The following is a 17,305-nucleotide window of genomic DNA, read 5'->3' on the forward strand; positions in this document are numbered from 1 at the left end:
CGTTGCGGCTTCGCGCCGATAGTCGACCTGACGGCGCAGTCGCCGACAGGGAGAGAACATGGTCCGCATCAACGCCCGCGCGCTGGCTCTGACGACCGCGCTGATGATCACGCCGGCGGTCGCCGGCTGCGGCTACAACACCATTCCGACCGAGCAGGAGCGCGCCGAGGCCGCCTGGGCTGACGTCCAGAGCCAGTATCAGCGCCGCGCCGACCTGGTGCCGAACCTGGTCGCCACCGTCCAGGGCGCGGCCGTTCAGGAGCGCACCACCCTGACGGACGTGATCAACGCCCGCGCCCGCGCCACCTCGGTCAACATCTCGGCCGACGACCTGGACAACCCCCAGGCCTTCCAACAGTACCAACAGGCCCAGGGCGAACTCAGCGGCGCCCTGTCGCGCCTGCTGGTCACGGTCGAGGCCTATCCCCAGCTCCAGGCCAACCAGAACTTCCTGACGCTGCAGTCGCAGCTGGAGGGCACCGAGAACCGCATCGCCATCGCGCGGCGCGACTACAATGAAGCGGTGCGCACCTACAATACGACCTTGCGGACCTTCCCGAACGTGATCTGGGCCAAGACCCTGCACGCCGGTTCGCAGCCAATGCAGCTGTTCACCGCCACGGCGGAGGCGCAGAGCGCGCCGCAGGTGAACTTCAACTTGGGGGCGTCGCCGTCCAACGCCTCGGCCGCGCCGGGCGGAAACGCGGCCCCGGTGACGCCCGGCGCCACGCCTCCGGCCCAGTAAACCGTTGACGCGCGCATTCTCGGCGAACGCCTTGAGGGTCCCAGGCCGGCCGCTTGCCGGCCTGGCCGCCCTACTGCTGGGACTGGCCGTCCTGCTGCTGGCCGCGACGTCGGCCGCGGCCCAGGCGAAGCTCGATTTCCCCGCCCTGACCGGCCGGGTCGTGGACCAGGCGAACCTGCTCAGCCCCCAGACCGAACAGGCCCTGACCGAAAAGCTGGCGGCGCTCGAAGCGTCCAGCAGCGACCAGTTGGTCGTGGTGACCCTGAACAGCCTTCAGGGACAGGAGATCGAGGATTACGGATATCAGCTGGGCCGCGCCTGGGGCATCGGCCAGAAGGAAAACGACAACGGCGCCCTGCTGATCGTCGCGCCGAACGAGCGGAAGGTCCGGGTCGAGGTCGGCTACGGCCTTGAGCCCATTTTGACCGACGCCTTCTCGTCGCTGGTGATCCAGAACGACATCCTGCCGTCGTTCCGCGACGGCGACTTCGAGGGCGGGATCGTCAAGGGCGTGGACGCCCTGGTCGAGCAGATGTCGCTCGACCCCGCCGAGGCCCAGGCGCGAGCCCAGGCGGTCGCCCAGGACGCGCCAGCCGGGGCGAGAAGGCCTCGGCCATCGGCGGCCTGGTCGTCTTCGGCGTGATCTTCCTGTTCATGCTGATCGCCACCGCCGCCTCGGCGCGCGGACGGCGCCATCGCAAGAACGGCGTCGGGCCGGTCGTGCTGTGGGCCCTGGCCGACATTCTCAGCCAGTCGGGACGCGGCGGCCGGGGCGGCGGCGGTTTCGGAGGCGGCGGCGGATTTGGCGGGGGCGGCTTCGGCGGCGGCGGCGGCTCTTTCGGCGGCGGCGGCGCCTCGGGAGGATGGTGATGCGGATAACCCAGGACGACCAGAGCCGGATCGCCCAGGCCATCGCCGCGGCGGAAGCGGCCACCTCTGGCGAAATCTTCTGCGTCGTTTCGCGGCGCGTCTCGTCTTACGGCGACGTGGCCCTGGCCTGGTCGGCGGCGGCGGCGCTGATCCTGCCCGCCCTTTTGATCCCCTTCGGCTTCGAAGGCGTCTGGCCGTTCGGGGGCGGCTGGGAGGCGGCGCACGAGTCCGGCCTGACCGTCGGCCGGGCGCTGGGGGGCTATGTGGCGGTCCAGGCCGCCGTCTTCGCCGGGGTTCTGCTGCTCAGCCTGATCCCGACCGTGCGCCGCTGGATGACGCCGGGCGGCCTGCGTCGGGCCCGCGTCCGGCGCGCCGCCCTGCAGCAGTTCCTGGCCCACGGCGTCCATGTCACACGCGAACGGACCGGCGTGCTGATCTTCGCCGCCCTGGACGATCATCAGGTCGAACTGATCGCCGATGAGGGCATCCACGCCCAGGTGGACCAGGGCGTGTGGGGCGACGCCGTCGCCGCCCTGACCACAGAGATGAAGGCCGGACGGCCCGCCCAGGGCTTCGAGATCGCCATCGGCCAGTGCGGCCAGGTCCTGGCCCGGCATTTCCCGCCGCGCACCGACAATCCCAACGAACTTCCCGACCATCTGGTGATCCTCTGAGCGTCGCACCGGGGTCGCATTCGCGCGCGAAAAGGCCCAGCCCGACACCCTGCTCCGGACTCGTCTCGACCCGCCCATGCCTCGCCTTCTGACCTACAACGTCCATCGCTGCGTCGGCACGGACAAGCGGCTGGACGTCGACCGCATCGTCGCCGTGATCGGCGAGCACGAGCCGGACATCGTGTGCCTTCAGGAACTGGACGTGGGCCGCCTGCGCACCGGCCATGTCGACCAGGCCCAGACCATCGCCGACAAGCTGGCCATGACGTCGCGCTTCCATCCGGCCATGCGGGTCGAGGCGGAACTTTACGGCGACGCCATCCTGACGCCCCATCCCGAACGGCTGGTGCGGGCGGCGGCGCTGCCCACCGTCGCCGGCATACCGGGCCTGGAGCCGCGGGGCGCGATCTGGTCGCAGATCGACGTCGGCGGGGGCACGATCAACGTCCTCAATACCCACCTGGGGCTGGTTCCGCGCGAGCAGAGGCTTCAGGCGGCGGCCCTCGCGGGCTCGGGCTGGCTGGGCGCGTGCCAAGGTCCGACCCTGTTGGCGGGCGACTTCAACGCCACCTCCATCACCCGCCCCTATCAGATCCTGGCCCGTAGCCTGCAGGACTGCCAGCGGCAGCTGAACCTGAAGCCGTCGGTCAAGACCTTCCCGTCCGGATTTCCGGCGATCCGCATCGACCACTGCTTCGTCAGCCCGGACATCCGGATCAAGTCGGTCCGGTCAGCCTTTTCGCCCTTGGCGCGCGTCGCCTCGGATCACCTGCCGCTGGTGATCGACTTCGAGATCCGTCAGCCCGCCGACTGACCGCCTTCCGACGCCGGCCGGGTGCGGCGGGACCGGGCCAGCCGCTTCCACGGCCGCCAGGCGTCCGAGGTGGAGGTCGGGTCGCCGAACTGCCATTCGGCGAACAGCCGCTGGATGCGCGTGGGCGCCTCCGCCCCCAGCGGTTTGAGCCGCTGGCTCTCGAAGCTGCAGATCGCGGCGCCGGTCGAGTCCAGCACCGCCTCCACCGCGGCGAATTCGTCGGCCGTGCCCCCCAGCCAATGGCCGATGGTGCGATGCCGATGGGCGGCGATCACCGCGCGGCCCGCCGCATCGACCGGCTCGGCGGCGATGTCGCACTCGGTGTCCAGGCCCATCGAGCGGTTGTTCAGATTTGTGGAGCCGATCCTCAGAAGGCGGTCGTCCACGATGGTGACCTTGGCGTGGACGATGATCCGCTCGCCGTGCGCCGTCAGCGGGGCGAACGAAAAGAAGCGGTTGTAGGTGTCGGCCTGCTCCAGCCTGAACAGCACCTCGGCCCGCGCGGTGTCCATGGTCATGCTGTCGAACCAACTGGGGCTCTTGCCCGTGGAGACGACCACCACTTCCGGTCCGTCCACCTCGGCCAGTCGGTCCGCCAGGGCGGCGGCGATGACCGGCGAGGTGAAATACTGGTTCTCCATGTAGATCAGGCGGCGCGCGCGTCGGATGGCCTCCAGATGCAGGGCCTCGTTCTCGCGGACCTCATGCCGACCGGCCCATTTCGGCTCTCGGTGCGGGCGACGCCGACGGGCACGTCGGTCATCTGCACCGGCACGCCGTCGGGCCAGGGATCGCCCTCCACCGCGTCGGGGATGGTCCGCTCCCATGTCGCGCGGAACCAGCGTTCGCGCGCCAGGTCGCCCAGCACGCGGGCGGCCGGTCCCGACATCACCGCCATCACCTCGTGACGCGCCTTGCAGATCACGCCGTTGGGCAGGGCCCGGCGCGGGTCGCCGTCCAGATGCTCGTCGGAATCCCATCGATCGGTGGAGATGTCGCCCCCGCCCGCGAACGCCACCTTGTCGTCGATGACGATGACCTTCTGGTGATGGCAGGCGCCGATCGGACCCGGGGAATCCATGCGGAACTCCACCATCCGCTTGCGGAACCAGCGCTGGGCGCGGTGGGGATAGAAGCCCTGCGACGCCGCGATCAGCAGCGGCGACTTCCAGATCAGCAGGCGCACGTCCAGATCGGGCTTCTTCTTGACCAGCATCCGCAGCTGGTGGCGATTTCCGCCGTCTTGTCGCCCGGCCTCGTCTCGGGATCCAGGTGGGTGCGGGGATCGAACTGCCAGCCCAGGATCACGATCGACCGCTCGGCCTTGTGGATGGCCGAGGCCAGGGCGTCGAAATAGGCCTCGTTCTCCATCAGGATCGAGAAGCGGGACGCGGTCGCGCTGCGCCAGAGCCCGGGGCCGGGCTCTAGCAGACTGCCCTCATAGCTCTGGCCGTCCTGGGTCATTCAGCCCTGCCTGCCCGATCGCGTGACACCGTCTCGGGGCCTTGCGCTGCTCTCCGTTTCATGGGGGCCACGCCCGGTCAATCTTTCGGCGCTGGGATTGTGACGTTCGCCGGATCGGCGCATAAACGCCACAGGCCGTCGGTCATTAGAAGGGAGCAGGGATGCAAGCGCTGGTCGAACTGATCGCCGGCCTGATCGCGCTCCTGGCCGCCGCCGTGCTGACGCAGTTCGGCGTGGACACCCATGCGCCGCGCGCCGCCGATCGCGAGGTTCACCGGACGACCGACTGTCGCGCCGACGCGCCGGCCGCCGTGTTCAGCGAGACCGACCAGGACTGCTGAGCGACCCGCGCCGCGCCGAAGCGCTTGGACGGCGCGGATTGAGTCGTTAGGGTCGGGCCGGCGCCGTCAGAGCGCCGCGTATGGATCGAGATCGACGCCTGATGAAGTCCCGCAATCGGCCGCCGCTTAAACTGACGAACGACGAGGACGCGGCCCCGGCCGAAGTCGTCGGCGAGCCTGCGGACGCGACCGGATTCCTGGCGGACGACCCGTCCCCCGCGGCCGAGGAAGACACGCCCGACGTCCAGCCGGTCGCGCCCCTCTCGTCGCCGGAACCCGAGCGGCCGATGTCGGAACGGCGGCGGCGGCGGCTTCTGGAAGAACAAAGGCAGGCGCAACAGCGCGCCGAGGCCGAACGGACGGCGCACGAGGCGACGCCGGAGCCAGCCGCAGCCGAGCTGGCGGTCGCCGCCGGCGCGCCGCTCTCGCCTTTCGAACGCACGACCGCGCCGACCGTCCGCACCGTTCAGGCCCACGGCGTTCCCGCTCCCGGTCGCCGCGCCTATGTCCTGGCGGCGGTGGCGTCGGTGCTGTGGATCGGCGGCGTCGCGTCCTGGGCCGCCTACGAGTTCGGCGTCAACGGCGCCGGCCCGGACCCCCTGCGGCTGGCGATCTACGCCCTGATCGCCCTGGCGCCGGCGGGCCTGGCCCTCATGCTGGCCCACGCGGTGCGGCAGGGATCGGGACTGGCGGCCGAAACGCGGCGCGCGAGAGAGTTGGCGGAGGCCCTGGTGGCGCCGACGGCCCTGGCCGCGCAACAGACCGGCGACGTGCTGCAGTCGCTGCGGTCCGATATCGACCAGGCGGCCCTGGCCGCCGAACGGGCCCGCAATGACATGGCGTTGCTGCGCGAAGCCCTCTCGCAGGAAACGCTGCGCCTGAACGAGGCCGCCGAAACCGCCGGCCGCACGGCCCGTCGTCTGGCCGAGCAGTTGGGGCGCGAGCGCGACCAGATGCAGACGCTCGGCGTCCAACTGGACAACCAGGCCAGCGGCGTGGTGGACGCGGTGGAGCGGCAATCCCGTATGGTCGCGGACGCCTCCGACCTGGCCCAGACCCAGCTGCGCGAGGCCGAGGCCGCCCTGGCCGCCCGCGCCGCCGACCTGGCCGCCGCCGCCGGCGAGGCCCAGGACGCCGCCCGCGTCGCCTCCGAGGACTTAGCGCGTCAGACCATTCGCCTGGAGAACGCCGGTTCGGGCGTATCCGAACAGATCCGGTCGGTCGAGGAAGGCCTGGGCCAGCAGCGCGCGGCCCTGGTCACCACGGCCTACGCCCTGCGCACCGACCAGGAGGACTTTTCCGCCCAGGTGGAAAGCCAGCGGGCGCAGTTGATCGAACACCTGTCGGCGACCCGCACGGCGGCCGGCGAACTGGACCAGACCGCACAGTCCTCGCTGGAGGCGCTGCGCGAATTGCTGGAAGCCTCCGGCGACCAGTTCCGCGCCCTGATCGACATGTCCCAGCGCGAGGCGGACAACTTCGATTCGGCCACCAAGCTGTCGCTGGATCGGTTCGAGGCCTTGGCGGCCGAGGCGCGCGACACGCTGCTGGAAGAGACGCGACGCTCGCTGGAAGCGCTCAAGGCGACCGCGGAGGAATCGCGCGGCTTCGCCAACGACGCCGCCGAACAGGCGCAGATCCGCATCGACCGGCTGGCCGAGACCCTCTTCCAGGCCGCCCACAAGACCGACCTGAGCGTGGACGCCCGAATAGAGGATGCGCGCCGCGTCGTGGGCGAGAGCGCGGGGCTGGTGGATCAGGCCGGCGACCGGGTGGCGGACCGGCTGGAGACGCTGGTGGAGCGCCTCACCGCCGCCCTGGGCCAGGTGGACGAGGCGGTCGCCGAGATCGACGCCCGCGCGGCGCAGATGCCCGACCTGGCCCGCGCGCGCGTCGAGGCCGTGCGCGCCAGCGTCGAGGAGGGCCTGGCCGCCCTGACGGCCGCCTCTCGCAAGGCCGCCGAAGACACTGAGGCGCTGGACGCCGGTTTCCAGGATCGCGTCCGGCGCAACTACGACATGCTGACCGAGGCGGTGCGCCTGATGGGCGTGGTGTCGGGCGAGACCCCGGCGCGCCGGCGCGAGATCGTCGCCGAACCCGAACCGGCCAAGCCCGCGGTCCGCGCGCCCGCCCCCTCTCCCGCCCCGGCCCCGGCCAAGGAGCCTAAGCCGGCCGAGGAACGCGGCTTCGGCCTGCGGGGAAGGCTTCGCCTGGAAGCGGCCGAGCCCGTCCCGCCGCCGCGTTCGGATGGTCTGGACTGGGCCGATCTGGTCCGCTCGGACGCCGACGCGCAGCCGCTGGAGCTTGACCAGCCCGTCGACGCGGCGGACGCCGAACTGCCCGGCCGCCTGGCCGACGCCATCCGTCGCATGGGCGTGGACCCGAACGCGCTGCTGCCGCGCACGCGGGTCGAGGAAGCCGCCCGCGCCGTCGCGGCCGGCGACCCGGGCGCGGCGCGCCAGATCGTGCGCCGCGTGGCGCCCGCCGCTGTCCGCAGCGTCTCGCGCCGGGTGCTGAGCGACGCCGAGCTGCGCGCCGAGGCCGAACGCTATGTCCGCGGCTTCGGCCGCCTTCTGGCCGAGGGCGCGCGCGGGGGCGACGTCGACGGCGTGCAGAGCCGCCTGTCGTCGGACGCCGGGCGCGCCTTCATGCTGCTGGACGCGGCGGTGGGCGATCTTGGCTGAGCCGCACGAGCGCAAGCGCTTGACGCCGCTGACGACTTGCCCCCTTCATCTCACCGTCATTTTCCTGTCACGATAGGAGACGCCTCCGTCATGGTCGAAGACCCCACCGGGCGAGATCGTCGCCCCGGCATCGTGATCTGCGCCTATGACGCCGACGATCCCGTCTGGGATTTCGTCGAAGACCTGTCCGGCCGTCTGTGGGACCCGCCCGGCGCGCGGACGGTGGCCGTGCCCGCCGGAGAGCATGCCCCCATGCCCTGGCCAACGCCTTGACCGAGCGGCTGCGAGAGGGAGGGTGCCAGGCCATGCTGCTGGTCGGACGCTCGGCCCGCGCGCCGGGTTTCCGGGTTCAGATGCGCGCGGAAGTCCGCATCCCCGGCGGCGGAAAGCGGTTCGTCGGCACCGGCCCCAGCATTGCGCGCTCCACCGCGCCGGTTGCCGACATGGTGCGCGCGCTCCAGGCCGCCGGGTTGCAGGCCGACGCCTCGTCCGAGGCGGAGGACGACGTCGGTTCCTATCTGCTCTACCGATTGCTGTCGGAACTTCCGGACAATCCCGACGCGCCCGCGATCGGCCTGCTGCGGACCCCCGTTCCGGCGGACGAGGCCGCCATCAGCAAGGGGGTGAAGGCGGCGGCCTCGGCGATGGCGCGGCGCCTGACGCCGCTGTCGCGCCCCGCCTGACGGGCGCATCGGCGTTCGCCTGGCTGCGGCTCTACGGACTGCCCGAGGCGCTGGCGTTGGACGCCTGCAGCACGGGCGCGGCCGGCTGCTGGAAATAGCGGTCGATGCCCTGCGCCACGGCGCGCATCAGGCGCCGGCGCGCGCGTTCATCGGTCAGCGCCCGTTCGTCCTCGGGATTGGTGATGAACCCCATCTCCAGAAGCACGGCCGGAACGTCCGGCGCCAGAAGCACCGCCAGCCCGGCGTCGCGATGGCTGCGCCGCAGCAGCGGATGCTCCGCCGCCTCCAGATGGGTCAGCAGCACCCGCGCGAACTGGGCCGAACGGTTCTGGGTGGCGCGCTGGGTCATGTCCAGCAGGATGCGATCCACCGAGGGGTCGCGGCCCGGCAGGTGCAGATCGCGATGCCAGTTGTCGCCGCGCGTGAACTCGCGCACCGCGCGGCCCGCCCCCTGCTCCGACAATGTATAGACGCTAGCCCCGCGCAGCGCCGGATCGGCGCCGGCGTCGGCGTGCAGCGAGATGAACAGGTCCGCGTCCGCCTGGCGCGCGATGGACACGCGGCGGTACAGGTCGACATAGGCGTCGTCGTCGCGGGTCAGGCGCACCCGGTAGCGCCCGGTGCGCTCCAGTTCGGCCTTCAGCTGACGCGCGGCCGCCAAGGTCACGGCCTTTTCCTGGATTTGGGCGCCGCTGGCGCCGGGATCGCGACCGCCGTGGCCGGCGTCGATCACCACCAGCGGCTTCTCCGCGCGGCGCGGCGGCGCCGGGCGCGGGATCGACCGGGCCGCGGCCGAGGCCGCCGCGCCCGTCGCCTTGAGATCGACCACATAGCGATAATGGCCGACGCCGTCGCCGGGCGGCAGCAGGAAGCGCCGCTCGATGGCGCTGCCCCGGCTGAGATCCAGCTCGATGCGCGAGGCGCCGCCCGACGCGGCCACGCGATAGGCGCGCACCAGCCCCGATCCGTCGCCTTGCACGCCCTGGCCTGCGGCGACGCCGCTCAGCGCCAGGATCAGCCGCCCGGTCGAGCCGTCCTCGATCACCCGGCCGCTGGCGGTCCGGTCCAGGTCGATGACGACGCGGGTCCGGTCGCCGTCCGCGCCGAATCTCAGGCCCAGCACGTCGCCGGCCGCGCCCCAGGCGAAGCCGCGCGAGGCCGCGAGCACGACCGCGCACACGACGACGAACGCCAGCAGGGTCATCCCCCACTCCCGCGCGCGCCACCGGCCAAGACTGAAAACCATACGCCCGTACATTCCGACGGTTATCCATCACCTTCGCCCCATCATGGCGCCGGCGCGTGTGCGAGGGGTTAAAGCGCGACCGCTTTTAATTTCCGCCCGCGATGACTATGCTTTGGTCCGCTCGCGAACCGATCGCGCCGCTTCGCCCCCTGGCGACGACCGGCGCGCCCTCCTCGCGGCGTTCGACTTTCACCAATCCGAGAGCCGGCCGGCATCGCCAGGCGGCTTGAAGAACGGACCAGGGTCGCGGCCTTCCGCATTTGCGGTCATGGCGCGCCCGGTTCAGGACCGAAGACTTCCATGGGCCTTTTCGCCTGCGATCCCAACCGGCTTGAACAAGCCAGCGTCGCCTTTGGCGGCGGGATGTCGCGCGCGCCGGCCCTCACCCCGATTCGGCGAGCCCCCGCGACCCTGACCGAGATTTCGGCAGGCCGGGCCCGTGCGCGCCAGAGAGAGACTTTCCATGTCAAAGACAATGCTGATCGATGCGGCGCACGCGGAAGAAACCCGCGTCGCCATCGTGGACGGACGCCAGGTTGAGGAATTCGACTTCGAATCCCGCGCCCGGCGCCAGCTGCGGGGCAACATCTACCTCGCCAAGGTCACCCGCGTAGAGCCCAGCCTGCAGGCCGCCTTCGTCGAATACGGCGGCAACCGTCACGGCTTCCTGGCCTTCAACGAAATTCACCCGGACTACTACCAGATCCCGGTCGCCGACCGCGAAGCCATCATGGCTGAGGCGCACGACGACGAGGACGAGGACGACCTGGGCCGCGAATCGACCGACGACGAGGTCGATCCCGAAGCCGCCCTGGCCGAGGAAGAGCGCCTGAAGCGTCGCCTGATGCGCCGCTACAAGATCCAGGACGTCATCAAGCGCCGCCAGATTCTGCTGGTGCAGGTCGTCAAGGACGAGCGCGGGGCCAAGGGCGCGGCCCTGACCACCTGGCTGTCGCTGGCCGGCCGCTACTGCGTGCTGATGCCCAATACGGGCAAGGGCGGCGGCATCAGCCGCAAGATCACCAACACCTCCGACCGCCGCCGCCTGAAGAGCGCCGTGGCCTCGCTGGACGTGCCCAAGGGCATGGGCCTGATCATCCGCACGGCCGGCGCCAAGCGGACCAAGGCCGAAATCAAGCGCGACTACAAATATCTGCTGCGCCTGTGGGAGACGATCCGCGAGACCACCCTGGCCTCCCACGCCCCGGCGATGATCTACGAGGAAGAGAACCTGGTCCGGCGCGCCGTGCGCGACATGTTCGACAAGGATTTCGACGGCATCCAGGTCGAGGGCGTCGAGGGCTTCAAGGAAGCGCGCGACTTCATGCGCGTGCTGATGCCGGCCCAGGCCAAGAAGGTTCACCTGTATCGCGGGTCGCGTCCGCTGTTCGCGGCCAACGGCATCGAGGAGCTGCTGACCCAGATCCACCAGCCGGTCGTTCCGCTGAAGTCGGGCGGCTATCTGGTGATCAACCAGACCGAGGCCCTGGTGGCCATCGACGTCAACTCGGGCCGCGCGACCAAGGAACGCAACGTCGAGCAGACGGCGTTCAAGACCAACATGGAAGCGGCGGTCGAGGCCGCCCGCCAGCTGCGCCTGCGCGACCTGGCCGGCCTGGTCGTGATCGACTTCATCGACATGGACGAGGGCAAGAACAACCGCGCCGTCGAAAAGGTGCTGAAGGACGCCCTGGCCGCCGACCGCGCCCGCATCCAGATGGGCCGCATCTCGCCCTTCGGCCTGATGGAGATCAGCCGGCAGCGTCGCCGCCTGGGCGTGATCGAGGGCGCGACCGAGGCCTGCCCGCACTGCCAGGGCACCGGCCGCATCCGTTCGGCCGAATCCGCCGCCCTGATGACGTTGCGCGCGGTGGATATCGAAGCCGGCAAGAACGGCGCGGGGGTCGTGGTGCTGAAGGTCTGCACCGCCGTGGGCCTGTATATCCTGAACCACAAGCGCGACTATCTGCAGTCGCTGCTGGAACGCCGCGGCCTGAACGTCATCGTCCAGATCGACGACAGCCTGGCCCAGGGCGAGCACAACATCGAGCGGACCGAGACCAACGAGGACTTCGTCGCGCCCGAGATCGAACTGCCCAACCTGGACGATGATTTCGACGCTTCCGCCTTCGAGGACGAGGACGAGGACAGCGACGAAGACGAGGTCATCGACGACGAGGACGACGAGGAAGACGAGGACGCGCTGGACCGCGAGGACAGCGACGACGACGAACCCCGCGAACGCGCCGAGCGTCACGACGGCGGCCGGGGTCGCAACCGCCGCCGCCGCCGGGGCGGACGTCGCGACGAGGCCGAGGATGCGGTCGTCTCCGTCGACGACGCCTCGGACGATGAGGACGAGAACGGCCGTCGCCGCCGTCGCGGTCGTCGCGGCGGTCGCCGGGTCCGCGAGGACGGCGAACGCGATGTCTATACCTGGGTGCGCGGCCGCACGCCGTCGCTGGAAGACCCCTACGTCTGGTTCGACCCGCTGAACCCGGGCCGGCCCGAACCGCGCGCCGAGAAGACGGAACGCGTCATTCCGGCCGACGACCGTGCGGAAAGCCTGGTCGAAGCGGTGTCCGAAGGCGCGGGCGACGAGGGCGGTCGCCGTCGCCGTCGCCGTCGCGGCCGGGGGCGCGGCCAGGATCAGGCGCAGGACCTGGGTCACGAGATCAAGGTCGAGAACCGCGCCACCAACGAGGGCATGCCGCCTGACGGCTCTCCCCAGACGCCGATGGCCGTGACGACCCCGACGGGTCCGGCGGCCGAGACCGAAGCGCCCGCTCTCGCGCCCGAGCCCCAGCGCCGCCGCGTGCGCCGCAAGACCGCCCGTGTCGAGACGATCGAGGAGAGCGTCGGCGAACCGCACATCGAACCGCATCCCGACACGGCCATCGAGCCCAACGAGGCGACGGTTGACGGCGAACCGGCGGCTCTGGACGTGACGCCGGAGGAGGCTCACGCCGCCCAGACCGCGGCCCAGGCCGCGGCTGCGCCGGAACCCGAGCCCGCGCCCGCTCCCGAGCCGGCCGTCCTGGCCGAGCCGTTCGAGGCGCCCAAGCCCGAGATCGATGTCGAGGCCATCATCGCCGAAGACCCGAACCAGATCGTCGCACCGCCCGAAAAGCCCAAGCGGGGGTGGTGGCGCCGCTGATCGGTCACGATTAGACTGTCAGGATGCAGGCGGGGGCCGGTCGCTATTGGAGTAGAGCCATGCGTTGGCTTCCCCGATCTGCATCCCGCCTTCTGGCGGCGACGGCGGCGGGTCTGTGCGCCCTCCTCGTCGCCGGCCAGGCCGCCGCCCAGAGCCTGATCCGCGACACCGAGGTCGAGGGCATCATCCGCGAATGGGCCGATCCGGTCTTCGTCTCGATGGGCCTGAATCCCAGCGACGTCGAGGTCCTGCTGGTCAACGACGGCGATCTGAACGCCTTCGCCACGCGCGGCCGGATCATGGGCGTCAACACCGGCCTGATCCTGCGCACCAAGAACCCCGGCGAGCTGTTGGGGGTGATGGCGCACGAGGCGGGACACATCAAGAACCGACACACCCTGCGCGACGGCGCCCAGAACGCGGGTCGCCAGCCGATGATCATGTCGATGGCGCTGGGCGCCCTGGCCATCGCCGCCGGCGCCCCGGACGCCGGCGCCATGCTGATCGGATCCAGCGGCTATTTCGGCACGCTGGGGGCGTTGCACTATATGCAGAGCCAGGAGGGCGAAGCCGACCTGACCGGCGCCAGGGCGCTGGAAGGCGCGGGTCTTTCGGGCAAGGGCCTGGTCGACTTCTTCGAGAATTTCCGCGCGCAGGAAGTCTTCTCCGACGATCGACGCTACCCCTATTTCCGCAGCCACCCGCTGTCGTCGCAGCGGATCGAATCGATCCGCCGCTACGTTCAGGAACAGCCCCACTACGGCGTGCGCGACACGCCCGAGCGGATGGCGCAGCACGCGCTGATCCTGGCCAAGATCCACGCCTTCATGGATCCGCCCGCGACCACCCTGCGGTCCTATCCGTCCAGCGACACCTCCCTGCCCGGCCGTTACGCCCGCGCCATCGCCTGGTACCGCGGCGGTCAGACCGAGCAGGCCCTGACGGCGGTGGACGCCCTGATCGCCGGCGACCCGACCAATCCCTATTTCGCGGAACTGAAGGGCCAGATCCTGTTCGAGGAAGGGCGTCCGGTGGAGGCCGTGGTCGCCCATCGCGAGGCCGTGCGCCTGATGCCGCAGGCGCCGCTGCTGCGCATCAACCTGGCCCACGCCCTGATCGAGACGAACGACAAGGCCAACCTGGACGAGGCTGTCTCGAACCTGAAATACGCCACCGTGGCCGAGAACGACAACACCATGGCCTGGCGGCTGCTGTCCCAGGCCTATGCCTCGGAGGGCAAGGAGGGCGAGGCGCGACTGGCCTCGGCCGAATACTATTTCGCGGCGGGCCAGGAGGATCAGGCCACGCAGTTCGCCCTGCGCGCCCGTTCCATGCTGGACCCCGGTTCGATCGAATGGCGCCGCGCGGTGGACATCGTGTTGGCCTCCGGCGCCACGCCCGAGGACCTGCAGGATCTCGACCGCCGCGACGCGGCGCGCCGCCCGACGCTGAACTGACTTTTCCCCCGCTCAATCAGACCCGACAGGCTTCATGACCGATCCCGCTCCCGCGCCCGAACCCCGGCCCTCCAAGACCGCCTGGCTGACCGGCGCCCGCGCCGGCTATGTCGCGCTGGGCGTGTCGGTCGTGGCGCTGGGCCTGGCGGCGGCGCCCTGGTTCACCGGGGCCAACGTCCGGTCCTATCTGCTGAACCACCCCGAGGTGCTGCAGGAGGCCAGCGTGGCCCTTCAGGACAAGGAGGCCCGGGCGCGCGTGGAGACCATCAACGACCTGGCCCAGGCGAACGCCGCCCTGCTGCAGCCGGATCCGCGCGACCCGGCCTTCGGTCCGGCGGACGCCAAGGTGACGGTGATCGAATTCTTCGACTTCCGCTGCCCCGGGTGCAAGGCGGTGGCCCACGACTATCGCGCCCTGATGGCGGCCCACCCGGAGGTCCGGTTCGTCTTCAAGGACTGGCCGATCCTGGACCGGGGCGAGGACGTCACCTCGCAATACGCCGCCCGCGCCGCCCTGGCCGCGCACCAGCAGGGCAAGTATCTGGCCGTCTATGACGCCCTGATGACCGAGCCGGCCCTGACGCCCGAGGCGGTCGATCGCATCCTGGCGGAACACGGCGTCGACATGACCCGCGCCAAGGCGGCGATCTCGGGCATCGACACGACGCGCCACATCGCCGACATCCACACCACGGCGGCCGCGCTGCAGCTGCAGGGCACGCCGACCTTCTTCGTCAACGGTCGCGCCAGCCCCAGCATCGACCCGGCCGAAATCGGCCGGCTGATCGAGGCGGCGAAGCGCTAGATCAGACCGGCCAGCGGCGAGGACGGGTCGGCGTACATCCGCTTGAGCATCCGGCCCGCCAGATAGGCGTCGCGGCCGGCGATCACGGCGTGCTTCATGGCGCGGGCCATTCGGATCGGATCCTTGGCCCCGGCGATGGCGGTGTTCATCAGCACGGCGTCGCAACCCAGCTCCATCGCCCGGGTGGCGTCCGACGCCGTGCCGACGCCGGCGTCGACCAGCACCGGCACCTTGGCCTGCTCCACGATCAGGCGGACGTTGACCTCGTTCTGGATGCCCAGGCCCGAGCCGATCGGCGCGGCGGCCGGCATGATGGCGGCGGCGCCGGCGTCCTCCAGCCGCTTGGCCATGACCACGTCGTCGGTGCAATAGACCATGACGTCGAAGCCGTCCTTGATCAGCAGGTCCAGCGCCCGCAGCGTCTCGACCATGTCGGGATAGAGGTGGGCGGTGTTGGACAGCACCTCCAGCTTGACCAGGCTCCAGCCGCCGGCCTCGCGCGCCAGGCGCAGGGTGCGGACCGCGTCTTCGCCGGTGAAGCAGCCAGCCGTGTTGGGCAGGAAGGTGAAGCGGTCGGGCTTCACATAGTCCACCAGCATGGGCTGGTTCGGATCGGTCAGGTTCACCCGCCGCACGGCCACGGTCACGATCTCGGCCCCCGCGGCTTCGGCGGCGGCGGCGTTCTGGGCGTAGTCGGCGTATTTTCCGGTGCCGACGATCAGGCGCGAGGAAAAGGTGCGGCCAGCGACGGTCCAGGTTTCGGGGGCGGGGGCGATGTCGGTCATGGCTGCTGACCTAATCCCCTTGGCGTCAAGGCGAAAGCCGTCCGTGTCGCAATTCGACCCGCTTACCCGCCGCCGACGAACTGGACCAGTTCGATGCGGTCGCCGTCGCTGACCGGCGTCTTGGCGTGCAGCGAGCGGGGCACGATCTCCAGATTGCGCTCCACGGCCACCTTGCGCGGGTCCAGGGACAGTTCTTCGACCAAGGCCGAGATGGTGGCGGCCGTCACGCCGCGCGGCTCTCCGTTCAGCTGAATCTGGCGCAAGGGGCGGGTCTCCGGACAATCAGGTCGTGGGACGAGGTGGCCGGGACATAGAGCCCCCGCCCCCGCTTCGCCAGAGGTCAGCCCGCTTCGAAGAACCACGCGGCCACCGTCGCGGCGAACGCGGCGAAGACGGCGACGCAGGCGCGAAGCGCCATTCGGGCCTCCCTGTCCATCTCGACGCCTTTCGGGCTGGCCGTCCCGGATCGGGACTGATGGGAAAAGACGTGCGGGATCCGGGCCGGTGACGCGGGGTCAAGTTTGTGCGCGGATCGTTTGACCCCGGCGGCGGCTCCGGTAAAGGCCCCTCTTGCGTCGCCGAAAGGACGCCGATTCAGAGGCCATGCCCGAAACGCCCGCCATCCATGTGCTGAACGGCCCCAATCTGAACCTGCTCGGGGTTCGGGAGCCGCACATCTATGGCCGCGAGACGCTCGCGGACATCGAGGCGCGCTGCGTCAAGGCCGCCGCGGGCGCGACCGTGGTGTTCCGCCAGACCAATCACGAGGGCGTCCTGGTCGACTGGATCCAAGAGGCGCGCGAGGTGGCCGATGCGCTGATCATCAATCCGGCGGCCTATGGCCATACCTCGGTGGCCCTTCGCGACGCCTTGAAGACGCTGTCCATCCCGGTGATCGAGCTTCACCTGTCCAATCCGGCGACGCGCGAGCCGTTCCGGCATCACTCCTATGTGTCGTCCGCGGCGACCGGCGTCATCGCCGGCTTCGGCCCGGCCGGCTATGACCTGGCCGTTCAGGCGGCCCTCACCAGCATCCGGGAACGCGGCTGAGCCCGCCCCGTTCGAGAACAAGACGAAAGACAAGGCGCAAATCCAATGGCCGACGACAAGAAGCACGACATCGACGCGACCCTGGTGCGGCAGCTGGCCGACATCCTGAACGACACCGACCTGACCGAGGTCGAGGTCGAGCGCGGCGATCTGAAGATCAAGGTGAAGCGCGAAGTGACCGTGGCCGCCGCTCCGGTCCACTATGCGCCGGCCGCCGCCGCTCCGGTCGCGCCGCCCGCTCCGGTCGCGCCCGCCATGGCCAGCGACCCGGCCGCCATCGTGGCCCGCGCGGGCGAAGAGGTGAAGTCGCCGATGGTCGGCACCGCCTATCTTCAGCCCTCGCCCGAGGCGGCGCCCTTCGTGCAGCCCGGCGACAAGGTCAAGAAGGGCCAGACCCTGCTGATCGTCGAGGCCATGAAGACGATGAACCCGATCCAGGCGCCGCGCGACGGCGTGGTGGCCGACATCCTGGTCGGCGACGCCCAGCCGGTCGAGTTCGGCGAAGCGCTCGTCCTGCTGGAAGCCTGAGC

20 protein-coding genes are annotated in these 17,305 nt (G+C 70.5%); 14 read left to right on the forward strand and 6 right to left on the reverse strand.

All coding sequences use genetic code 11. From position 1 onward, the window contains the following. The first annotated feature begins 58 nt into the window (after window positions 1–58). The 5 genes from MU852_RS01725 to MU852_RS01740 all read left to right on the forward strand — a co-directional run bounded on the left by MU852_RS01725 (window position 59) and on the right by MU852_RS01740 (window position 3,103). The gene (locus MU852_RS01725) at window positions 59–745 is read left to right on the forward strand and encodes a LemA family protein (protein WP_249750756.1); all 687 of its coding nucleotides are present in this window, start codon (window positions 59–61) and stop codon (window positions 743–745) included. 31 nt (window positions 746–776) lie between these two features. Beyond that, window positions 777–1,388, forward strand: a complete 612-nt coding sequence (locus MU852_RS01730; RefSeq protein WP_283843732.1) for a TPM domain-containing protein — start codon at window positions 777–779, stop codon at window positions 1,386–1,388. Then, window positions 1,385–1,615, forward strand: a complete 231-nt coding sequence (locus MU852_RS17170) for a hypothetical protein (protein ID WP_283843733.1) — start codon at window positions 1,385–1,387, stop codon at window positions 1,613–1,615. Before MU852_RS01730 ends, MU852_RS17170 begins: the two co-directional genes overlap by 4 nt. Then, window positions 1,615–2,289 (forward strand): TPM domain-containing protein, encoded by a 675-nt coding sequence (locus tag MU852_RS01735; protein WP_347342324.1) that lies wholly within the window; start codon window positions 1,615–1,617, stop codon window positions 2,287–2,289. Before MU852_RS17170 ends, MU852_RS01735 begins: the two co-directional genes overlap by 1 nt. A gap of 76 nt (window positions 2,290–2,365) precedes the next feature. After that, window positions 2,366–3,103, forward strand: coding sequence for an endonuclease/exonuclease/phosphatase family protein (locus MU852_RS01740; protein ID WP_249750758.1), 738 nt, complete (start codon window positions 2,366–2,368; stop codon window positions 3,101–3,103). Here the strand turns inward: MU852_RS01740 and MU852_RS01745 are convergent. From MU852_RS01745 to MU852_RS01755, 3 genes are read right to left on the reverse strand one after another with little or no spacing between them, the layout of a single operon-like run. Continuing rightward, a complete protein-coding gene (locus tag MU852_RS01745; protein ID WP_249750759.1) occupies window positions 3,088–3,744 on the reverse strand; it encodes a phospholipase D-like domain-containing protein in 657 nt (218 codons plus the stop codon). The two genes, MU852_RS01740 and MU852_RS01745, sit on opposite strands and share 16 nt — an antisense overlap. 5 nt (window positions 3,745–3,749) lie before the next feature. Continuing rightward, complete coding sequence (locus MU852_RS01750; protein WP_249750760.1) at window positions 3,750–4,319, reverse strand: hypothetical protein; 570 nt, start codon at window positions 4,317–4,319, stop codon at window positions 3,750–3,752. Beyond that, complete coding sequence (locus MU852_RS01755; protein ID WP_249750761.1) at window positions 4,277–4,567, reverse strand: phospholipase D-like domain-containing protein; 291 nt, start codon at window positions 4,565–4,567, stop codon at window positions 4,277–4,279. The genes MU852_RS01750 and MU852_RS01755 overlap by 43 nt, the downstream gene beginning before the upstream one ends. 161 nt (window positions 4,568–4,728) lie before the next feature. Here MU852_RS01755 and MU852_RS01760 point away from each other — a divergent pair, with 161 nt between their 5' ends. The 4 genes from MU852_RS01760 to MU852_RS01775 all read left to right on the forward strand — a co-directional run bounded on the left by MU852_RS01760 (window position 4,729) and on the right by MU852_RS01775 (window position 8,275). After that, window positions 4,729–4,908, forward strand: a complete 180-nt coding sequence (locus tag MU852_RS01760; protein ID WP_249750762.1) for a hypothetical protein — start codon at window positions 4,729–4,731, stop codon at window positions 4,906–4,908. Window positions 4,909–5,009: 101 nt separating this feature from the next. Continuing rightward, window positions 5,010–7,592: a tipN gene (locus MU852_RS01765; protein ID WP_249750763.1), complete on the forward strand. Its 2,583-nt coding sequence runs from the start codon at window positions 5,010–5,012 to the stop codon at window positions 7,590–7,592. Window positions 7,593–7,682: 90 nt separating this feature from the next. Beyond that, a complete protein-coding gene (locus tag MU852_RS01770) occupies window positions 7,683–7,865 on the forward strand; it encodes a hypothetical protein (RefSeq protein ID WP_249750764.1) in 183 nt (60 codons plus the stop codon). 32 nt (window positions 7,866–7,897) lie between these two features. Further along, the gene (locus MU852_RS01775; protein ID WP_249750765.1) at window positions 7,898–8,275 is read left to right on the forward strand and encodes a C15 family peptidase; all 378 of its coding nucleotides are present in this window, start codon (window positions 7,898–7,900) and stop codon (window positions 8,273–8,275) included. Between the two features lie 31 nt (window positions 8,276–8,306). Here MU852_RS01775 and MU852_RS01780 read toward each other — a convergent pair whose 3' ends face one another. Further along, on the reverse strand, window positions 8,307–9,479 hold the full coding sequence (locus MU852_RS01780) for an N-acetylmuramoyl-L-alanine amidase family protein (RefSeq protein WP_249750766.1): 1,173 nt from the start codon (window positions 9,477–9,479) through the stop codon (window positions 8,307–8,309). Between the two features lie 505 nt (window positions 9,480–9,984). Between MU852_RS01780 and MU852_RS01785 the strand changes: the two genes are divergently transcribed. From MU852_RS01785 to MU852_RS01795, 3 genes are read left to right on the forward strand one after another with little or no spacing between them, the layout of a single operon-like run. Next, the gene (locus MU852_RS01785) at window positions 9,985–12,678 is read left to right on the forward strand and encodes an Rne/Rng family ribonuclease (protein WP_249750767.1); all 2,694 of its coding nucleotides are present in this window, start codon (window positions 9,985–9,987) and stop codon (window positions 12,676–12,678) included. A gap of 59 nt (window positions 12,679–12,737) precedes the next feature. Continuing rightward, entirely contained in the window at window positions 12,738–14,135 is a 1,398-nt protein-coding gene (locus tag MU852_RS01790) for a M48 family metalloprotease (RefSeq protein ID WP_249750768.1), read from the forward strand. Window positions 14,136–14,169: 34 nt separating this feature from the next. Then, the gene (locus MU852_RS01795; protein WP_249750769.1) at window positions 14,170–14,940 is read left to right on the forward strand and encodes a DsbA family protein; all 771 of its coding nucleotides are present in this window, start codon (window positions 14,170–14,172) and stop codon (window positions 14,938–14,940) included. Here the strand turns inward: MU852_RS01795 and MU852_RS01800 are convergent. Both MU852_RS01800 and thiS read right to left on the reverse strand, forming a co-directional pair. Next, window positions 14,937–15,725 (reverse strand): HisA/HisF-related TIM barrel protein, encoded by a 789-nt coding sequence (locus MU852_RS01800; RefSeq protein WP_249750770.1) that lies wholly within the window; start codon window positions 15,723–15,725, stop codon window positions 14,937–14,939. The two genes, MU852_RS01795 and MU852_RS01800, sit on opposite strands and share 4 nt — an antisense overlap. Window positions 15,726–15,787: 62 nt before the next feature. Beyond that, a complete protein-coding gene (gene thiS / locus MU852_RS01805) occupies window positions 15,788–15,988 on the reverse strand; it encodes a sulfur carrier protein ThiS (RefSeq protein ID WP_249750771.1) in 201 nt (66 codons plus the stop codon). Between the two features lie 340 nt (window positions 15,989–16,328). Here thiS and aroQ point away from each other — a divergent pair, with 340 nt between their 5' ends. After that, window positions 16,329–16,775, forward strand: coding sequence for a type II 3-dehydroquinate dehydratase (gene aroQ / locus MU852_RS01810; protein ID WP_249750772.1), 447 nt, complete (start codon window positions 16,329–16,331; stop codon window positions 16,773–16,775). A gap of 45 nt (window positions 16,776–16,820) precedes the next feature. After that, window positions 16,821–17,303, forward strand: coding sequence for an acetyl-CoA carboxylase biotin carboxyl carrier protein (gene accB, locus MU852_RS01815; RefSeq protein ID WP_249750773.1), 483 nt, complete (start codon window positions 16,821–16,823; stop codon window positions 17,301–17,303). The last annotated feature ends 2 nt before the right edge of the window (window positions 17,304–17,305 follow it).

It is taken from the genome of Brevundimonas albigilva (assembly GCF_023503965.1).
GTDB lineage: Bacteria > Pseudomonadota > Alphaproteobacteria > Caulobacterales > Caulobacteraceae > Brevundimonas > Brevundimonas albigilva.